This is a genomic window from Flavisolibacter ginsengiterrae DSM 18136, assembly GCF_059568575.1.
The window spans coordinates 1-19,644 of sequence record NZ_JCANTR010000013.1; the positions used below are offsets into that span (position 1 = coordinate 1).

General features: G+C 44.8%; 15 protein-coding genes, 1 tRNA gene and 1 rRNA gene. 7 read left to right on the forward strand and 10 right to left on the reverse strand.

Annotated elements, in window-relative coordinates; all coding sequences use genetic code 11:
• Positions 1-65: 65 nt before the first annotated feature.
• The 4 genes from BP74_RS13995 to rimP all read right to left on the reverse strand — a co-directional run bounded on the left by BP74_RS13995 (position 66) and on the right by rimP (position 7,396).
• A 16S ribosomal RNA gene (locus BP74_RS13995) occupies positions 66-1,597 on the reverse strand.
• Between the two features lie 943 nt (positions 1,598-2,540).
• Positions 2,541-5,507, reverse strand: a complete 2,967-nt coding sequence (gene infB / locus BP74_RS14000) for a translation initiation factor IF-2 (protein ID WP_496374974.1) — start codon at positions 5,505-5,507, stop codon at positions 2,541-2,543.
• A 110-nt stretch (positions 5,508-5,617) separates the two neighbouring features.
• Positions 5,618-6,865 (reverse strand): transcription termination factor NusA, encoded by a 1,248-nt coding sequence (gene nusA / locus BP74_RS14005; RefSeq protein ID WP_496374975.1) that lies wholly within the window; start codon positions 6,863-6,865, stop codon positions 5,618-5,620.
• A 60-nt stretch (positions 6,866-6,925) separates the two neighbouring features.
• Positions 6,926-7,396 (reverse strand): ribosome maturation factor RimP, encoded by a 471-nt coding sequence (rimP, locus tag BP74_RS14010; protein WP_496374976.1) that lies wholly within the window; start codon positions 7,394-7,396, stop codon positions 6,926-6,928.
• A gap of 127 nt (positions 7,397-7,523) precedes the next feature.
• Between rimP and BP74_RS14015 the strand changes: the two genes are divergently transcribed.
• Together BP74_RS14015 and BP74_RS14020 are read left to right on the forward strand one after the other, a co-directional pair.
• Positions 7,524-7,763, forward strand: coding sequence for a hypothetical protein (locus BP74_RS14015; RefSeq protein ID WP_496374977.1), 240 nt, complete (start codon positions 7,524-7,526; stop codon positions 7,761-7,763).
• A 76-nt stretch (positions 7,764-7,839) separates the two neighbouring features.
• Positions 7,840-7,913: transfer RNA gene (locus BP74_RS14020), tRNA-Ile, on the forward strand.
• Positions 7,914-8,047: 134 nt separating this feature from the next.
• Here the strand turns inward: BP74_RS14020 and BP74_RS14025 are convergent.
• From BP74_RS14025 to BP74_RS14035, 3 genes are all read right to left on the reverse strand, one after another.
• Complete coding sequence (locus BP74_RS14025) at positions 8,048-8,563, reverse strand: nuclear transport factor 2 family protein (protein ID WP_496374978.1); 516 nt, start codon at positions 8,561-8,563, stop codon at positions 8,048-8,050.
• Positions 8,564-8,701: 138 nt separating this feature from the next.
• Complete coding sequence (locus BP74_RS14030) at positions 8,702-9,592, reverse strand: NAD(P)H-binding protein (RefSeq protein WP_496374979.1); 891 nt, start codon at positions 9,590-9,592, stop codon at positions 8,702-8,704.
• Positions 9,593-9,823: 231 nt separating this feature from the next.
• Entirely contained in the window at positions 9,824-10,189 is a 366-nt protein-coding gene (locus BP74_RS14035; RefSeq protein WP_496374980.1) for a DUF6799 domain-containing protein, read from the reverse strand.
• A 367-nt stretch (positions 10,190-10,556) separates the two neighbouring features.
• On the opposite strand from BP74_RS14035, the gene BP74_RS14040 reads away from it, so the two are divergent.
• The 5 genes from BP74_RS14040 to BP74_RS14060 all read left to right on the forward strand — a co-directional run bounded on the left by BP74_RS14040 (position 10,557) and on the right by BP74_RS14060 (position 15,264).
• On the forward strand, positions 10,557-10,805 hold the full coding sequence (locus tag BP74_RS14040) for a YetF domain-containing protein (RefSeq protein ID WP_496374981.1): 249 nt from the start codon (positions 10,557-10,559) through the stop codon (positions 10,803-10,805).
• A 493-nt stretch (positions 10,806-11,298) separates the two neighbouring features.
• Positions 11,299-12,621, forward strand: coding sequence for a LamG-like jellyroll fold domain-containing protein (locus BP74_RS14045; protein WP_496374982.1), 1,323 nt, complete (start codon positions 11,299-11,301; stop codon positions 12,619-12,621).
• Between the two features lie 281 nt (positions 12,622-12,902).
• Positions 12,903-13,631 (forward strand): outer membrane beta-barrel protein, encoded by a 729-nt coding sequence (locus BP74_RS14050; RefSeq protein WP_496374983.1) that lies wholly within the window; start codon positions 12,903-12,905, stop codon positions 13,629-13,631.
• 78 nt (positions 13,632-13,709) lie between these two features.
• The gene (gene hflX, locus BP74_RS14055) at positions 13,710-14,900 is read left to right on the forward strand and encodes a GTPase HflX (RefSeq protein ID WP_496374984.1); all 1,191 of its coding nucleotides are present in this window, start codon (positions 13,710-13,712) and stop codon (positions 14,898-14,900) included.
• Positions 14,901-14,913: 13 nt separating this feature from the next.
• On the forward strand, positions 14,914-15,264 hold the full coding sequence (locus BP74_RS14060; protein ID WP_496374985.1) for a Rieske (2Fe-2S) protein: 351 nt from the start codon (positions 14,914-14,916) through the stop codon (positions 15,262-15,264).
• 120 nt (positions 15,265-15,384) lie between these two features.
• On the opposite strand, the gene BP74_RS14065 is transcribed toward BP74_RS14060, so the two are convergent.
• From BP74_RS14065 to BP74_RS14075, 3 genes are all read right to left on the reverse strand, one after another.
• Positions 15,385-16,770 carry a T9SS type A sorting domain-containing protein gene (locus BP74_RS14065; protein WP_496374986.1) on the reverse strand — a complete coding sequence of 462 codons (1,386 nt, stop codon included), beginning with the start codon at positions 16,768-16,770 and terminating at the stop codon, positions 15,385-15,387.
• Positions 16,670-18,457, reverse strand: coding sequence for a choice-of-anchor Q domain-containing protein (locus BP74_RS14070; RefSeq protein WP_496374987.1), 1,788 nt, complete (start codon positions 18,455-18,457; stop codon positions 16,670-16,672). The genes BP74_RS14065 and BP74_RS14070 overlap by 101 nt, the downstream gene beginning before the upstream one ends.
• Positions 18,458-18,738: 281 nt before the next feature.
• On the reverse strand, positions 18,739-19,641 hold the full coding sequence (locus BP74_RS14075; RefSeq protein WP_496374988.1) for an NmrA family NAD(P)-binding protein: 903 nt from the start codon (positions 19,639-19,641) through the stop codon (positions 18,739-18,741).
• Between the last annotated feature and the right edge of the window lie 3 nt (positions 19,642-19,644).

Genomic DNA, 19,644 nt, shown 5'->3' on the forward strand with positions numbered 1-19,644 from the left:
GATGGAAACAACAGCAAAGTAAGTCAATGTTACCTCTTGGGCGGACCCAGAGGAACGTGCTCTAAAAAGGAGGTATTCCAGCCGCACCTTCCGATACGGCTACCTTGTTACGACTTAGCCCCAGTTACTAGTTTTACCCTAGGCGGCTCCTTGCGGTTACCGACTTTAGGTACACCCAGCTTCCATGGCTTGACGGGCGGTGTGTGCAAGGTCCGGGAACGTATTCACCGTATCATTGCTGATATACGATTACTAGCGATTCCAGCTTCATGGAGTCGAGTTGCAGACTCCAATCTGAACTGAGAGGCGTTTTTTGGGATTGGCTCCTTATCGCTAAGTGGCAGCCCTTTGTACGCCCCATTGTAGCACGTGTGTAGCCCTGGGCATAAAGGCCATGATGACTTGACATCATCCCCTCCTTCCTCGCGTCTTACGACGGCAGTTTCACTAGAGTTCCCAGCGTTACCTGATGGCAACTAGTGATGGGGGTTGCGCTCGTTGCGGGACTTAACCCAACACCTCACGGCACGAGCTGACGACAGCCATGCAGCACCTTATAATCTGTGTATTGCTACAAAATGAGCTTTCACCCACGGTCAGACTACATTCTAGCCCAGGTAAGGTTCCTCGCGTATCATCGAATTAAACCACATGCTCCACCGCTTGTGCGGACCCCCGCCAATTCCTTTGAGTTTCAACCTTGCGGTCGTACTTCCCAGGTGGGATACTTAATGCTTTCGCTCAGACACACACTGTGTATCGCGTATGTCGAGTATCCATCGTTTAGGGCGTGGACTACCAGGGTATCTAATCCTGTTTGATCCCCACGCTTTCGTGCCTCAGAGTCAATATTCGTGTAGCGAGCTGCCTTCGCAATTGGTGTTCTATGTCATATCTAAGCATTTCACCGCTACATGACATATTCCGCTCACCTCCACGGTATTCAAGATAGATAGTATCAACGGCAGTTTCCGAGTTAAGCTCGAAGATTTCACCACTGACTTACCTACCCTCCTACGCACCCTTTAAACCCAGTGAATCCGGATAACGCTTGCACCCTCCGTATTACCGCGGCTGCTGGCACGGAGTTAGCCGGTGCTTATTCTTATGGTACCGTCAATCGGGAAGGAATTCCCGGGTTTCGTCCCATATAAAAGAAGTTTACAATCCAGAGGACCTTCATCCTTCACGCGGCATGGCTGGTTCAGACTTGCGTCCATTGACCAATATTCCTTACTGCTGCCTCCCGTAGGAGTCGGGCCCGTGTCTCAGTGCCCGTGTGACTGGTCGTGCTCTCACACCAGTTACTGATCGCAGGCTTGGTGGGCCGTTACCCTCACCAACTACCTAATCAGGCGCACGCCCATCCAAAACCGCCGGAGCTATACTAATAAAGTGATGCCACTCCACTAGGTTACGAGGTATTAATCCGGGTTTCCCCGGGCTATCCCCCAGTTTTGGGTAGGTTGCGTACGTGTTCCGCACCCGTTTGCCGGTCGCCATCAACTGTATTGCTACAGTCATGCTGCCCCTCGACTTGCATGTATTAAGCCTGCCGCTAGCGTTCATCCTGAGCCAGGATCAAACTCTCCATTGTAAATGAGTTTTGATACTGACTATTAAATTCTCAAATTTTGAAAAATTAACGAGTCAATTTCGAATTTTATTCGCTTGACTTACCTTTTGAGTTGCAGATCCCCTCACTAAAAAGAGATCCGCAATGCTGTTGCTTCCAAACTTTCAAAGAACTTGCTCCAATCCATAACCCCTAAAGGCTACTTCAAAAAGCTTTGGCAGATGATAAGATTTCGAATCTTATAAGGCCCTAATGCCTCACCTGTATTTTACCTTTTCTAAGAACTTTCCAACCGTGCTTTTTTCGATTGGGAGTGCAAATGTACACGCTTTTTCTACCCTGCCAAATTTATTTTCCTTTTTATTTTTTTTTAACAATCATCGCTTCAACCCATTGAAGAAGAATAAGATATAACTATCCTTAATAAACCCACCAAATCACCAGGACAATTCCATCATATATGATACCGTAGAAATCAATTGAAGGATACCTATTGTAATTATGCTTCACGGGCTGGCACATGCGAAATGCAAAGAATTTCCCGACTATGTATACCAGGGTAAAGCCCATGCTAGCCTGGTGCAGGAAAACATATCAAAAATGTTAGTGGAATAGCATTAGGATATATTTCAAAACTTCGGCTTAAAAAATGTCATACTGATCCAGCCAGGCAGACTTGTTCTATTGTCTTAAATTTAAATTCTTTGTACCCCTTCGCGTCTCTGCTCACTTTGCGGCCATTTCCTCTTCCTTGATCATTCGATATTCATTGTTCGATATTCGAAATTCCTAACCAGGTTGGACCTTTAGGCATTCAAATTAGTTTCTGGAAATGGAATGATAACGGTGGGGGTTATAAGGCTTAATGACCTATTGGTCTATTTGACCTACTTGCCCTAGTCAAGAGCATTAAAAAGGCTGTCCCGCTATTAGGAACAGCCTTGAGGCAATTATCTTTTACTGTTTACAGTGTTCTTTTTACTTCTTCTTCTTCGTAAGCCTCTACGATATCTCCCACCTTGATGTCATTGTAGTTCTTGATGGTCAAACCGCACTCCATACCTACCAATACTTCCTTCACATCATCTTTAAAGCGTTTCAGGGAGCCTAATTCAGCACTTGCGGAGGCATTTGGATAAACCACGATACCGTCCCTGATCACTCTCACCTTATTATCTCGCCTGATCTTACCATCGATCACTACGCAACCGGCAACGGTTGCCTTATCGAATTTGAATACCTCGCGGATCTCCACGTTGGCAACGATCTTCTCCTGGATCTTCGGTTCAAGCATTCCTTCCATGGCACTCTTGATCTCGTCAATGGCCGTATAGATGATGGAATAGGTCTTGATCTGGATACCTGCATTCTCAGCGATCCTGTTGGCCTGCATAGAAGGACGAACGTTAAATCCAATGATAACGGCATCGGAAGCTTCAGCCAATACCACGTCACTTTCATTGATCTGGCCTACACCTTTATGGATCACGCTAACAAGGATCTCCTGCGTAGATAATTTCTGCAGTGAGTCGCTAAGGGCTTCCACAGAACCATCCACGTCACCTTTGATAATAACTTTCAGTTCCTTAAAGTTTCCAAGCGCCAGTCGTCGGCCGATTTCATCAAGGGTAATGTGCTTCTTGGCACGCATACCCTGCTCGCGAAGTATCTGCGCCCTGCGATTGGCAATATCTTTGGCTTCTGCTTCATCAGCATATACCTTAAAGGTTTCACCAGCCTGTGGCGCACCATTCAGACCGAGTATCAATACCGGTGTGGATGGAGGCGCTTCGTCAACCCGCTTGTTCCTCTCATTCATCATGGCCTTTACCCGTCCAAAATGCTGACCACTCACCACCAGGTCACCAGCACGGAGCGTTCCATTGAGAACCAGGATAGTGGCAACATAACCACGTCCTTTATCAAGGGTAGCTTCGATAATAGTACCACTGGCTTCGCGATTGGGATTGGCTTTCAGGTCAAGGATCTCAGCTTCCAGCAATATCTTTTCCAGCAACAGGTCAATGTTCAGTCCCTGTTTGGCACTGATCTCCTGGCTTTGGAATTTACCGCCCCAGGCTTCTACCAACAGGTTCATCTGGGCCAGTTGTTCGTATATTTTTTGCGGATTGGCTCCGTCCTTATCTATTTTGTTTACAGCGAATATCATGGGTACTCCTGCTGCCTGTGCGTGGCTGATAGCCTCACGGGTCTGTGGCATGATAGCATCGTCCGCTGCAATGACTATTACAGCAATATCCGTCACCTTGGCACCGCGGGCACGCATGGCCGTAAAGGCTTCGTGACCTGGCGTATCAAGGAAGGTAATGTCCTTACCATTTGGCAATTTCACCTGGTAGGCACCAATGTGCTGGGTGATACCACCCGCTTCACCGGCTACTACGCTGGCGTTACGGATATAGTCAAGTAAAGAGGTTTTACCATGGTCAACGTGACCCATGATGGTAACGATAGGTGAACGGAACTGGAGGTCTTCCTCATTATCCACTTCTTCTTCCTCTTCCATTTCCAGCTGCTTCTCCATATCAATGAACTCCACGTCGAAGCCAAACTCACTAGCAACAAGTTCTATCACCTCGGCGTCGAGACGCTGGTTGATAGACACCATGATACCAAGGCCCATACATTTGGAGATCACTTCAGCAAAGGAAACATCCATCAGGTTGGCCAGTTCGCTCACGCTGATGAATTCTGTTACCTGCAGTTTATTATCCTCGGCACCCTCCATGGCATCGGCCATTTCAGCCCTTCTTTCACGACGCAGCTTAGCTTTGATGTTCTTTCCTTTACCGCCACTGCCTGAAAGCTTAGCCTGGGTTTCCTGTATTTTACGTTGAATTTCCTTTTCGTCAATTTGCTTGTCTTCACCACGCTTGGCAAAGGCAGGACGCTGACCCGGCCGGGCGCCTGGACCCACACGACTGCCGCCAGCCTGCTGTCCGCCTCTTCCACGGTCTGTATTACGCTGGATAGTAAAGCGTCCTCCGCCTCCCTGTCCTGTGGTAGCTCCTTGCTGACCCTGTGGTCCTCTCTGGAATCCCTGGGCACCACCACCATCTTTTTTCTCAATGGGAATGCGTTTGCGCTTGCGTTTTTCGTCGCTCGGCTTAGGCCGCGTATCACTGTCCACCGGTAATTCTATTTTGCCTAAGATCTTAGGCCCTTCTATTTTTTCTGCTTTAATATTTTCTATCACAGGTTCAGCTTCCTCTTCCTCTTGTGGTTGGGAAACTTCAGGTTTTGGTTGTTCCACAGGGGCTGGAGCTTGTTCCGCTACCGGTGCAACTTCCGCTTCAGCAGCAGGTGCCACTGGTTCTTCTGGTGCAGCTTCTTTCTTTGGTTTTTTAACCCCCTTCTTTGGCCTGGTTGACGAGTCAATGGCAGAGAGGTCGATCTTATCCAACACCTTGGGCCCTTCAATCTCCGGAGTTTCTCTTTTCATTACTTCCGGCTCTTCCTGTGCTTTTGGCGCAGGGGGAGCTACTTCTTCCTGTTGAACAGGTTCAGGAGCTGCCACAGGAGCAGGGACAGGTGCAGGTGCAGGTGTTGGCTCAGGTTCGGGAACCTTTACCTCCTCAACAACCGGAGCTGGCGCCGGCTCTTCTTTCTTAACCGCTTTAACGGCTTTTTCTTCCTTGCGGAAATGTATCTCTTCCTCGTCTTTTTTCTTCTTAGGTTCGGCAGCAGCTCCCTTGGGCAAATCGATCTGGATTGCCTTCAGTTTGGCTACCTTATCGCTCTGAAACTCAGTCTGCAAAGCACGGTACATCTCTACCGATAGCTTTGCTGTAGGTTTCAGCTCGTCCTTGTCAAACCCTTTGCCTACCAAAAAATCCACAAGGGTATCCTTACCGATGTTAAACTCTTTGGCGGCGGCCATCAACCTTGGTGTTGTTATTGTTTCTGCCATTAACTGTTTTTATAGTTCTCTTGTTTACAAGTTTAAGAGTTACCAAGTCCGTTCTACAAGCTGCAAGCTACAACTCATGAAACCGTAAACCTGTGAACCGTAAACTTTTTTTATTCTTTTTCAAATTCTGCCTGCAACACTTTCCTTACATCCTCGATGGTTTCCTTTTCCAGGTCTGTTCTGCGTTCCAGCTCTTCAGCGGTCAGTTCCAATACGCTTCTTGCCGTATCACAACCTACACGCTTCAGTTCATCTATCACCCAGCTTTCTATTTCATCACTGAATTCTTCCAGGTCAATATCAAATTCTTCAACTTCTCCTTCATTATCGCGGTAAACATCCAGTTCATAGTTAGTAAGCTCAGAAGCCAGTTTGATATTGACACCCCTGCGCCCGATAGCTAAGGATACCTGGTCTGGCTTTAAATAAATACTGGCATGTTTTCCTTCCTGGTCCAGTTCCATACTGGTGATCTTAGCGGGGGTTAAGGAGCGCTGTATCAATAACTGGATGTTATTGGTCCAGTTGATAACGTCAATATTTTCATTTTTCAGCTCGCGAACAATGCCATGAATACGGCTACCTTTCATACCCACACAGGCTCCAACAGGATCAATACGGTCATCGTAGGATTCAACGGCTACCTTGGCTCTTTCACCTGGCTCACGAACGATCTTCTTAATTACAATGAGTCCATCAAATATCTCCGGTACTTCTATTTCCAAAAGCTTTGCCAGAAAATCTGGCGAGGTACGGGAAAGGATAATAACCGGGGTAGTATTTTTCATATCTACCTTTTTTACAACGGCACGGATGCTTTCCCCTTTCTTAAAATAATCCTGTGGAATCTGCTCACTTTTTGGCAGGATCAGCTCATTTCCTTCTTCATCAAGTAATAAGATCTCTTTTTTCCAAACCTGGTACACCTCTGCACTGATGATCTCACCAATGCGGTCCTGGTATTTCTTGGCTAAAACATTTTTCTTCAGGTCGGAAATACGGCTGGCAAGGGTTTGCTTGGCTGCCAGGATAGCCCTGCGGCCAAAGTCAACCAGGTTCACCTCCTCATATAATTCTTCTCCCACTTCATAGTCAGGAGAGATCTTCAGGGCATTACTGTATTCAATTTCTTCCAGGGTATTATAAATATCACCATCTTCCACAATGGTCCGGCGACGGAAGATCTCAAGGTCACCCTTTTCCGCATTCACGATCACGTCAAAGGTCTCATCACTGCCATATTTCTTACGCAGCAGTGTTTTAAACACATCTTCCACTACACGCATCAGGGTGGGACGGTCGATATTTTCTGCGTCCTTAAATTCCTGGAAAGCCTCCATTAAATTGATACTTGCCATATGTTCGATTTTTAGCTGGCCCGGCCATTTACAGGTTTGACTGTAACTACCCTGGCTTCTTTAAAACTTGATTTGAATTTTTGTGGTTTTTATCTGATCAAATAAAATTGATTCCTGTTTAGTCTCTTTTTTCTTACCCTTGCCTTCTTCCCATTCTATCAGCACCGCATCTTCTGTTACTTCCAGCAATTTTCCTTCCTTTTTGGTTCCGTCCTGCAGGGTGATATCCACGAAACGGCCAATATTCTTATTATACTGGCGGCGCTTCTTTAAGGGCTCATCCAAACCCGGCGAGGAAACCTCGAGGGAGAAATTGCCATCAGGGTACATGCCGCTTTCTTCAAGATCCTTATACAACTTGCGGTTATACTCTATCAGGTTGGAAAGATTCACTCCTTCATCTGCATCTATAAAGACCTTTATATTGTTGGTAGGCTTCACCCAAATATCTACAAGGAAGTGAGTGGGATGCCCCGCCAGCAGCGTATTGACCTTCTGTTCTATTGCCTGGATTTGTGTTTCTAGTTGCATATCGGTAAAAGAAGAAGGGAACTTTCGTTCCCTTCCTTCAGTTTCTTAGCCGGGGCGAAGGTACAACAAACGTTAAATACATTCCAAATTAAGCTTTGATTAATTGGACGCTTTACCTTTGAATCGTATGATTTTAAGGTTTCTTTTCTATGTTTTCCTGTTCTATATGCTCTATAGACTGGTCTTTGATTTCATCATTCCGGTTTACCGGACCACAAAAAAAGTTAAAAGGGGTTTTAGAGAGATGAATGAGCGCATGCGGCAGCATACTGAAGGCTTTACACCTCAAAAGCCACAGGTGGAAAAGCAAAAATCCGAGGATAGCAAGCCCGGTGATTATATTGAGTTTGAAGAATTGAAAGATTAATTATGTATTTCCCTATTTTTGCAGCCCCGCGGAATAAATAATTGGTCTTTTCATGGGTAAAACCAGGAAAGGACAAGGATCCTTAGCTCAGATGGTTAGAGCATCTGACTCATAATCAGAGGGTCGCTGGTTCGATCCCAGCAGGATCCACACTACTGACAAGGGTTTCAAGAAATTGAGACCCTTTTTTATTTTAAAGAAGTATTTCCACCTCGTTCTGTAGCTTTTAATTTTGTCAGTGCCCCGAATGCTTTTATCGGCAAAGCAAAAACCTTCTGTTTCCATTACTTTAAATACTCTTTATGTCCATAACTAATAATGCGGGTAATTTTCCATACTCCGTTTTTTAGCTGCCAAACCTGAACAAATTTGGCTTCACTGCTTAATTGCTCCTGTTTCCCTTTCTCTGTTGCATAAAATCGATGGATGCCGGTTTCTACGGCACCATAATTTTTTATAGGATATACCTCCAAACTGCCCTTTACCAATTCTCTTCTCAGTTTTCGATCACTTCCAAATGTCCTTTTAAATGCTTCCATATTTTGAGCATAATTTGTCAAGCCTCCTAAGTCATGATAGAATTCAAGGTCTTCAGAAAGCAAAAGTTTCAGTTCAGCAAGGTTTTTACTGTTGAAGGCATTGAAAAATATACTGTCCTGGTAGGCAATGCTGGTAAATAATTCACTAGAAACAGGTGAATAGTTAGATGCCCGTGCACCTGGATTTTTTGAAATTGAGCAAGCGGTATTGATTATAATTGTTATTAAGGCATAGTATATAACTCTCCCGGGCATTTTCATAAACGCAATAATTTCTTTAAGAGGAAATGAATAATGAGAAAATTAAGGATATGACTTCAACTTCTATATAGTTGAAGTCATGAAACTATCCTCTTGATTGCATTTCTTGAGAATTCCTTTTATGCATATGCAACCAGGTCAAGCTTGCTTGTATGCAGCTGCAAAATCCTGGGCAAAGTCTTCCAATTTGGTTTTACCAAGTGATTGTGGCCGATGATGTAAGAAATCCTCCCACATTTTACCTGTTCGCATGGCCATGCCCATCTCTACATATTTTTTCGCCATTTCTTTAGGCAATCCCGCCTGGGTCATGCCATCATAACTTTGCTCGTCGGTAAATGCTACCCAGGGTAACCCCGGTTGGCCAATTGCAGTACCCAGCACTTGTGCCACTTCTCCCTGCGCTCTTTCATCACTGGCTAGATAACGCACCGTATGCCCTTTGAATGAGAGCTTTGACAATTCTTCTGCTGCTGCATCGGCAATATCATCAGGATGTGAAAGAATGATTTTGGCCGTACCATCACCTGAATTATTACCAATGATATGCATGCCCTTCACCATTGCCAGGCTTCCATAGAAGTTGACAAAGAAATAACCAGGACGCAAATGCAATACGTTTACATCTGTTAATGTATTTAATTCCTGCTCTGCAAAGTGTAAACCGCTAACAGGTCCACATCCCTCCGGCATATGGGCCCCAATGCTGCTTAGGTTTACAACATACTTAATGCCGTTTGCCTTAATAGCAGATGCATATTTTGCAGCCTGTTGTTTGTAAGCGCTCAAATCCATTGATGCATATTGGGGTGGAAACATGGTATACACTGCATCAGCCCCGGCGAAGGCTTTATTTAAAAATGCTGCATCTTCCAATTCGCCGATAGCAGCTTTAGCGCCCTTATCGGTCAATGATTTCAAATGTTCTTCATTGCGGCCGATAACAGTAACCTCATGACCGGCAGCCAATAATTTTTCACTGAGTGGTCTCGAAATGTTTCCTGCTGATCCTGTAATAACGTATTTCATGATTTTACTTTTTTACTTTGAAAGGGAACAACACTTTTATCCATTAGTTTGGCCAGCATTCAATTATTCTTTGATTGATTTATGATCAGGAAAGGGCAATAAAAATCAGGAACTGAAACAACCGGGTCCGGATGATGTATAATATCAACCGGTTTGTAAGAAGTATTTCTTTAATTGTGTGAATAGGTGTATCAGTTCCTGTTTACGGGCAACTAATAAAAATTGCAATTGTTATTGCATTTTCTTTTTAGACTTCATCTTAGACATTGAATGGTGAGTGACACTGCCATCCATGTACACGCAGTCTCCATTCTTTAAGGTCATAGTCTTTCCATTTTTCATTTTTACCGTTCCATCGGTCATTACTTCGGTACCATTTTTCATGGTCATGTCCTGTTCCATAGGCGTTGACTTACCATTCATCATGGACATCATCTTTCCGTCTTCCATCATCACACAATCCTTCATTTGCTTGTGCATGCCCATTTTCTTCTTTGTCATAGTCTTATGGGCCATTGTTTTTTTGGTCATGGAATCCTGTGCCTGAAGTGATACGCCAAGGCAACAAACGAGCGCCAGCAAAATTACCTTTTTCATATAGCTACATTTTTAGGTTAAGAAATGGTCCTATTAAGTTAGCTCATAAAATTCATTGGCTAAAAACTTCGCATGGCATATTGATAAACAGGATATTTTTAAAACTAAGGCAGAGTTGAAACCGCGAATCTTTAACCTCAACCAATATGGATATATCATTCATTCACCTGTTTGCTTTGGGGATCGCTGAATACAATTGCATGACTGCAGGCCTAAAGCTGAAATAAGCCATGCCAGCCAAAAGACAAAGAATCGAAACAGTGAAGCATGATCTTGAAATGGATGAGAACTGTTACTGAAAAATCATACAGTGAACATTTACCTGGAAACGGGAGTTATGGAAATAACTCAGGGTTGATAAAAATACATGGCAAGGACTCTATTTCATTACAACACTTTATTTACCCATAATTATGAACCCTGTATTCCGCGGAAGGTCACGCCCCTGGTCATTGTAGATCATGGAAAGCCGCTGAAAAAAAGAATGAAGAAGACACAGGTAGATGAAGAAGACATCCTGCATGTCGCCAGGCATAACCAGGGCCTTGAAAAAATGGAAAAAATTAAATACGCTGTATTGGAAAAGGACGGCACCATTTCCATCATACCCTTTTGAAAAAGCTGCATCCTAAATCGCAATGATCTGTAATGACTTAAACAATTATTTTTAAACCAATTTATACAACTTATACCACAATCAGTTCAAAATCATCCTTCTATTGAGACCATCCACTTACATCGGAATAGTTTATCCAGGAGTGAAGGGTTGGCAAGTGAAATGGGGTTTGATCTGACATTACATTCATTGATTGACCACCGCCACAAAGGAACTGACCATGGCCTGGGTTTTGACTGTATTTTGGACAAAGGAAAAAAAGTTTGCGGTTATGCCAACTTGTTTCGCCGGTTCAAAAAATTCTTTTGAAACGGGAAGGAACAAGTGATATTTATTACCAATTTCTTTTTATCTTCAGGTACACAAGAATCCGCTTGTTATAACTCCATTCCTGCCGAAAAGCACACTAACTCCTCTGGCAAAACCAATTAATTTATTCAAACCACTGTAGCTATACGGTGCATTATCTCTTAACGCTATTAAAACCAGTCGCATGAAAAAAAACTTTACCCGCTTGTTATGGACAGTCCTGTCCCTGTTTTTCATTTCCTTTCAATCACAGGCCCAGTCAGGGCAGGCACTGAACTTTGTACCAAACCAGTATGCAACGTTGCCATCTAACATTCTTTCTGGAATAGGCACTGGCAACTTTACCATTGAAGCCTGGGTTTTTTGGAGAGGAGGAGGTGATTGGCAAAGAGTGTTTGACATAGGTACAGGTACATCTAATTATATGTATTTATCAGTTTCCGGAGTTTTGGTAGCAGGAAATCCACAGGAAATTGTTTTCGGTTGGGCTATGAATGGCCATACAGAGCGCAGAGTTACATCTGCTTTTGCTATGCCAGTTGGCGTTTGGACCCATATCGCTGTAACTGTGGATTATGCAAATCCTTTAGACCCTAAAGCATATATGTATGTGAATGGAGTTAAGACCGGCCCATCGCCCCAGGATATGTTCGACATTGCTGAACCAGTTCCTTATACTCCTTATACAGTAGCAGGAATGGGCGCCACTACTAATAATTGGCTTGGCAAATCAGAATTTCCGACTGATTCCTATTTTAATGGAGCCATTGATGAATTACGCATTTCTAATACGTTACGTTATACTTCAAATTTCACCCCTGCCAATACATTCACAGATGATGTAAATACTACCGCCTTATATCATTTTGAGGATGTTCCTACTTCTCAAACAGCCGCCAATTCTGCAATATTATCAGGTTTGGGAGTTGGACCTATTACACTGGGGACAACTACTGCCATAGAACCCGGTGTTGATGCAACCTTTATATCACTATCTGTCTTACCAGTGTACATCCTCAACTTCGATGCACAGAAAGCCGGTAATTCTGTGAAGGTGCAATGGAAAGTTTATTCTACAGGCGAAGGTGGCCAGTTTGTTATTGAGCGCAGCAGAGATGGAAATAAGTTCGAAACGGTTGGTACACGCGACATTCCTAATTCCCAGGGCATTTTTTCTTTCACCCTGGAAGACAGATCCTTCCCAAGTGGTAAGAATTACTATCGCCTGAAAGTACTGGAGAATAACAGCCAGCCTAAGTTCTCGAATATTGTAGCTGTTGATGCCTTTACCGCCCTGTTCACAGCCTATCCAACGGTAACATCTTCCCAGCTATTTGTTCAATTGCCACAGGCTACCACCATCAGCATCTTCAATAGCAATGGTGCCATGGTTAAGAGGGTTCAACTGGCCAACTCACAGAACATCGATGTATCCAACCTTGCCAAAGGTTCATACCAGGTGTTGTTTGAAGGCACAAAAGAATCCGTTCGCTTCATCAAGCTCTAAACCATCCAACACATACAAAGCCGCGCCTGGAAGGGTGCGGCTTTTTTTGTTTAGAGGATTTTGTTTAAAGCCTTCCTGTTCTGCAGCACCCACTCCTTGTCAACATTTCAACATGTCAACATCCCGTTTCCCCTGATCCTCTAAGCCTCCATGCCCCAGTGGTTCTAACAAGTCTGCTTAACAACAATAAACCCATCACAATACCCAATCCCGTATTTTTGCCCCCGCATTAACCTTTCATTAACCGATAGGAAAATACATTTGTTGAATTAACCAATAATATGAGAAGAATTGTTTTGACCGCCCTGGCTTTTTGTGCTGTTCATTTTGTGTTTGCCCAGGATACAGTTATAGTACACAAAACGGCACCTGCACCAACTGCCTCCGTGGGTGGTAATGACCATTTATTGCTCCAGCTGGGATATACCCAATGGCAGGGAAAACCTGATTCTATTAAAACCAAGGGTCTTTCCCGCACTTTCAATATGTATTTCATGTTTGCCTTCCCTTTTAAAACCAATCCACATTTGAGTGTGGCGCTGGGACCAGGGTTCGCAACCGACCATATGTTTTTTGATAAAATGGATATCGGCATCACCAAAAACACATCTACCGTGCATTTTGATGATGTATCTGATACCACACATTTTAAAAAATATAAATTATCCACCGCTTTCCTGGAAGCACCTGTTGAATTGCGCTACAGCTCCAACCCGCTGGATGACAAGCACAGTGTTAAGGTGGCCCTGGGTGTGAAAGTGGGTACCATGCTGGCTGCCTGGACCAAGGGTAAGACAGAGGTGAACAGCAATGGCAATACGCTGAGATCTTATACTGATAAGGAAAAGAGCAAGCATTTCTTCAATACCAACCGCCTGTCTTTAATGGGACGCCTTGGATATGGAAAATTCAGCCTGTTCACTTCCTATGCCATTACGCCGGTATTCAAGGAAGGTGTAGGACCAACTGTGCGTCCACTGACCATCGGACTGACATTAAGCGGCTTATAATTAATTTGCACAATAGTTGTGATATAGCGGTCCCGCCCCCAAGGCGGGATCGCTTTTTTAATTCTAATACCTTTGCACATGCTCGATAAGAAAAGAAAGATACACCACGAAGAAAGGGCCGTACTGGTTGGACTGATTCAAAAAGACCAGCGGGAACAGGAGGTAATGGAATACCTGGAGGAGCTGGCCTTCCTGGCGGAAACTGCCGGAGCTGTGGCCGTAAAGAAATTTATACAGAAGCTGCCCCACCCCGATAGCCGCACCTATATAGGCAAGGGTAAGCTGGAAGAAATAAAGAAATACATCAGTGACAGGGATATCAATGTGCTCATATTCGACGACGAGCTCAATGGTTCACAAATCATGAATATTGAAAAAGAAGTGGGCGTGAAGACCATTGACCGCTCCGACCTGATCCTCGACATCTTTGCCCGCAGAGCCAAGACGGCACAGGCCAAGGCCCAGGTGGAACTGGCACAATACCAGTACATCCTTCCCCGCCTGCGGGGAATGTGGAAACACCTGGAAAGACTGGGTGGTGGTATCGGCACAAGAGGTCCCGGTGAAACGGAGATAGAAACGGACCGCCGTATTGTGCGGGACAAGATCTCTCTTTTGCGCAAGCGACTGGCGGAAATAGACAAGCAATCCTTTACCCAGCGTAAAGACAGGGGTGAATTTATCCGTGTTTCCCTTGTAGGCTATACCAATGTAGGTAAGTCCACCATCATGAACCTGCTCAGTAAAAGCGAAGTGCTGGCTGAGAACAAGCTATTTGCGACACTTGACACCACTACCCGTAAGATGGTTTATGAGAATACACCCTTCCTTTTAAGTGATACGGTTGGATTCATTCGCAAGCTCCCCCACCACCTGGTAGAAAGCTTTAAAAGTACCCTGGATGAAGTGCGGGAAGCAGACATCCTGCTGCACGTGGTAGATATCTCGCACCCCAATTACGAGGACCAGATTGGCGTGGTGGACAAGACCCTGCAGGATATCGGCGCCTTTGACAAGCCAATTATTACGGTATTCAACAAGATGGACCTGTATATTAAGCACACCTTTGATGAATGGCTGGATGAAGGTACCAAGGAGCAGATTTTGAAAGACCTTGAAGCCCGCTGGCATAACCATACCAATGGCAACGCCATCTTTATCTCGGCCCTGGAGCGTACCAATATTGACGAATTGCGCCGCACCATATTGGAAAAAGTGAGGGAACTATACCGTATCCGTTATCCTTACAAGTCTGAATTTTTCTATTAAGAAGTAAGCACCTATGAGTGAAAACAGGTGGATCAAAATAGCCGGCAGTATAGAGGAAATAGATTTTGGCAACAACAACCTGGCGGAGGTGGATGCCGATGGCAAAAAGATCTGCCTGGGTCGCCGTGATCATGAAATATTTGCTTTTGCCTCCAAATGCCCCCATGCCGGTGGTTATTTATCCGAAGGCTATGTTGATGCATTAGGCAACGTGGTTTGCCCCATTCACCGTTATAAGTTTTGCATGAAAAATGGCCGCAATGTCAGTGGTGAAGGCTATTATCTGAAGCACTGGCCTGTGGAGATAAGGGAAGAAGGGGTGTTTGTGGGATTGGAAAAAAATAAGCTATTTGGACTATTGTAGAATCCAAACAGAGTCATTGATTTGTCCATAGCAATGATACAATTGTTAAGTTTTGAATTAGAAACAAGGAAAAGGCAACCATTTTCGGTTGCCTTACATTATTGGAGGCGGACCACTTTTTTAATGTATCTGCTTGATTATTTTACAAGTTTTCACAGTTTGGCCCTGTGTTATTTTTACAAAATATATTCCCGGTCTATAAGAACTTCCAAGGTAAACATCTCCATTTGCGTTTAACCCTGTCCTCTTCTCTACCATTCTGCCCAGGTCATCCATTACCAGGATGTTGATCAGCTCCATGGAAAAACTTTGAGATTTAATGGTGAATCCATCACTGGTCGGGTTAGGAATTGCCAGCACATTCAAACCATTTATCGCTTCACCTGTTTCCCTGTTTCCCTGGATTGTTATGGTAGGGGCATTATCGTGAGGCACAGTAACAGTGGTACTGGCATTAGCCCTATTCCCCGCAGCATCTGTAGCGGTTATAGTTATAGTATATATTCTGCCTGTGCCATTACCAAACCTATCTGCTTTCAACCTGACATGATGCTCATCGACCATTTGCCAATCACGCCCTTTATCCCCGCTACTATTGACAAATGCCGGCTCGTTGCTGGAAACTGATAGAATTGTAGAAACATCCGAACAATTATCGCTTAGGTTATAATTTACCTGTACTTCCTGCATCTTGTGGTTTGGAGGGTAGATCACAGAAGGAGTAGTCGTTACACTTGTGATCACCGGCGCAGTAGTATCTACCACCGTTATGGTGAAGGAGCAGGTTTTAATTGTGCCATCACTATCAGTTGCGGTTACAGTAATGGTATGCGCTCCTGTTGGAAAGAATCCTGGCGAAGCAGGCGTATAGGTTACCGCAACAGGCCGTTTACCGCCCATGACAAGGGCAGGATAGCTTTCATTGAAGTCAATAGTTACTCCGCAACTTTGCTCACCTGTGTATAAAATAAAGTTTTCGGGGCAGGCTATCGTTAGTGGCTCATTGGGGCCAGGTGTACTTCCGACTGAGGCGAATTCATACGCTCCCATGTCAACATGAAGACCTTGCTTCCTGGGATGGCTTTCCAGGTCGGTAATCATGCCGGCGGCGGCTTCATCGCTTCCTGTATTTATGGCCGGAGAGCCGGGCCTTAAACTGTAGTCATTTATAACGAACAGTGGATCGCCAGCAAGGTTTCCGGTACCCGTCCATCCTCCTTGCACCAGTGAATAGGAAACTGACGGCCTGGCGCCCAGCACCGTGTCTATGGCACTGCTATTGGCCCATATAATACTGTTGATGATGACAGGGTTTGATCGGCTGATATTGTATACACCACCGCCTTTCGCCGAAGCTATATTGTCTGCAATGGTGCAATTAAGGATGCGGGGCGAAGAGGCGATGTTATAAATAGCTCCGCCTGCATAGTCGCTGGTATTGAGTAAAAAGAGAGTTGGTAAAAACCGGGGGTTGATCACTGTTGCTGTTAAATACCCCTCCTCCATAATTAAGCGCAATATTGCCTGTAATAATACAATTGGTAACGGTGGGGTAAGAACGCTCGTTATACATTCCTGCGCCCCTGTCGGTATTGAAGTTGGCATCGCCATCCGCATTACCACCCGTGATGATAAAGCCATCCAGAACGGCGGTGTTGTCCACATCCGTGCCTTGCACCACATGGTAGGCATTACCCGCTGGGGTGCCATCCCCATCGATGTCCCCGCTCAATGTAGTGAAGTTGTATCTTCTAATGCGTGGGTCACCGGGAACTTCGGTTCCCTCAAAACCGCCCCTGATCGTCGTATTGTTTTTCAACATAAAAGAGGCGGTTCGTACACCACTGTTTCCGATAGGATAGTAGGTGTCAGCCGTAACCCAGATCTCGGTGTTTTTACATGTAGCGGCTTTCTGCAGGGCGTCGGTAAGATTGTCAAACGCATTGGCCCAGGAAGAGCCATTGTGCAAACCACCGCTGACGATGCGGTTTACAAAAATAATGCTGGGCATTCCACCCGGTTGGAATTCATTGGTTCCCATATCAACTTCGCCAGGTACATACCTGGGATTTCCATCCAGGTCAGTAGCTATGCCAGAGGGCAATGCTATGATGCGGCCTGCATCAATAGCCGGGGAGCAGCCCTGCAGGCGCAAATCCCCGGCAACTGCATTTATAAATAGTGGATCAGCATTCAGGTTGCCGGTACCGGGATATCCACCCTCGACGATAGAGTAGCTGACTACCTGGCCGCCCTCATTCCCATCATAAAATGAACCGTTGTTGCCCCAAAGGATGCAATTAATGAGTGTAGGGAAACAGTGGACGTTCAAAAATGCTCCTCCACCATAATGGTCAGCGTTCCTGGTAAAACTGCAGTTGATAATGGTATGAGCAGAGTAAAGGTTGTATATGGCACCCCCCTGAAATCCACCAATGTTCCCTACAAAACTGGAGTTTACAAGACTGGGATGAGAATTTGAGTTTGTAATTCCTGCTCCATAGTCGGCAAAGTTTCCGATAAACCTGCAGTTGATGATGGCAGCAGAAGAGTAATCATTATACATTCCACCTCCATGATAAGCAGAGTTATTCCCAGTAAAAATACAATTGCTGATGGTGGGTGCAGAGGAATTGTTATACATCCCGGCGCCATCAGCATAAGAAGCATTCCCGCTAAAAATGCAATTGCTAATGGTAGCGGAGGAGGAAGCATTAAACATTCCTCCGCCATCTTCAAAACGGGCATTGCCGGCTGTTATGGTAAAACCATCCAGGACAGCGGATTTGTTCACTGAAACGCTACGGACCACATGTAAAGAGTTATTGCCATTACCGGCCACTCCATCAATCTCTCCGCTCATGGTACTTACATTGGTCTTCCAGTCCCGCTGGAAGAGAGCGGTTTCCGTTCCCGCAAAGCCGCCATAAAGAGCGACGGCATTTTTCAGGTAAAAGGAAGCATTGCGATCATTGTTGTTTATTGAACCTATTTCATCTGGATAATATGTGCCCGCAGCTACCCATATCTCGCCACTGGTGATCGTAGCGAGCGCATTTTGCACCGTCCGGAAGGCGGTGGTCCACGATGTGCCGTTGTTGGCATCATTGCCCGATGGCTTTACGTAATAAATAGTTTGAGAGAAAAGATGCAGGCTACAAAGCAGTAGCAAGAGGGTAAATATCTTTTTCATGGCCAGGGGTTTAAAGAACTAAGATTGGTAAGATTGTTAAAGCGATAAAAAGTAAAGAAGAGAATCCCACCATCATAAGGGTACACCCGAGGTTAGGTACATCCCCGGGTCTTCAATGTGGAGTAATTAGCAAATTATAGAAGGAGGAAAGGATATACAATGACAGACATCAGTAATAATGCTGAATGGTATCACATATGAATTTTCTTCAGATTGCCAGGGCATTTATGACTAAAAGGTCATTAAATAAAATAAGTGCTTAAATACTTTGTACTAGGTTTTTATTCTACCTCCCGATGTTCTTGTAAGAATTCTTTCACAGTCGTCCAATGCATTCCAGGGTAACGGTCGTTATCCAGTGTATCAATTTTCGAACGCTTATCGATCATATTGTGCATATACTGCATCCCCTGCCAGGCCGGGTACAGATCATCTTTCCCAGGTGAAAACTTCCTGGCTATTGTAATGATCATTCCAAGCAGTCCCTGTCCACCTGTACGTATAAGCCTGAATTTATGCCCGGTTATTTCGCTTACAGCATTTCTTATTTCTTTCGGGCTGATTTGGTCGCCAGCTATATGAAGATACCGGGGCGTTGATGTATCGAGAGCAACATTAGCAGTATAGGCTGCAGTATCGTCCATCGTGGTAAAATCCCAACGATTGTCTCCATTTCCCCAATACAAGACCAATTTTGGCTTAAAGAAGATCACTGGCATCTGCCCTGTTAGCAAATCGGTGAATGCACCATTAAAAATGGTGGTGGATGAGATAGAGGTTTTATCCAAATACTGGTGAAACTCACGCCTGATGTCCAGGTTCCGGTTTTCACCATTAGAGAATTTTGTAAAGTCTAACGAATAGTCCGAGGGAATGAAACGAGGCACTCCTGCGGCAATGGCTGCCTCAACTAAAACTTTTTGAGCATCTATGATCACATCACGAAGACCTGCCAATGCCGAAACAACACAGCTCACGCCGTTGCATGCTGTTGCCAGTTCTTCAACATTCCAATTGGCCAGTTTATACACCTTTACTCCAAGTGTTTCCAACTGTTTTATTTTTCCAAGATCACTGGTCTGACGCACAACGGCCCTTACCTCAGCGCCATGTTTTATCAAAGCTCTTACGATCCTCCCACCCAGGTTTCCTGTTGCACCCGCTACTAATATTGTATGTTCCATTAT